Origin of the sequence: Clostridium boliviensis, from assembly GCF_033342255.1 — a bacterium.
In the GTDB taxonomy this organism is placed as follows: Bacteria; Bacillota; Clostridia; order Lachnospirales; family Lachnospiraceae; genus Lacrimispora; species Lacrimispora boliviensis.
In genome coordinates, this window is sequence record NZ_JAWONS010000140.1 from 1 (window position 1) to 383 (window position 383).

General features: G+C 60.8%; 1 protein-coding gene. It reads right to left on the reverse strand.

Translation table 11 applies throughout. From position 1 onward, the window contains the following. Positions 1-218 (reverse strand): hypothetical protein (locus RZO55_RS10070; RefSeq protein ID WP_318064152.1); only part of this gene is annotated, 218 nt, incomplete at its 3' end. Positions 219-383 lie beyond the last annotated feature (165 nt).

Below are 383 nucleotides of genomic sequence, written 5' to 3' on the forward strand. Positions count from 1 at the left end.
GACTGCCGGGAGGGGGAACGATCCTCCCGGTCTCCCGCCAACTCCTTGGGAGCGGTAATGGGAGCGGGAGAGGTGGCCGCCTTTCGCTCCTCCCGTTTTTCCTCTCCCGCTTTCTCCTCCCACTTCGATCCTCCCGAATCGGCGGGAGTGGGGGAGGTCTCCCGTTTTTCTTCTGTCCGGGAGGAATGGGAGAGGTAGGGAGGCCCTCCCAATAGCATAAAAAGAGGAGCCCTTAGGCTCCCTTTTTGATGATCTTCAAGGCTCTCCGGCACTCCCATTCGCTGGCTCCCGTCTCCCGCTGGAGACGGACCCGACCACAACGCCCCTCCCGCTCCATGATCTCCCGGGCTTTCTCAATCAAATGGGAGAGGTCATCATCTCCT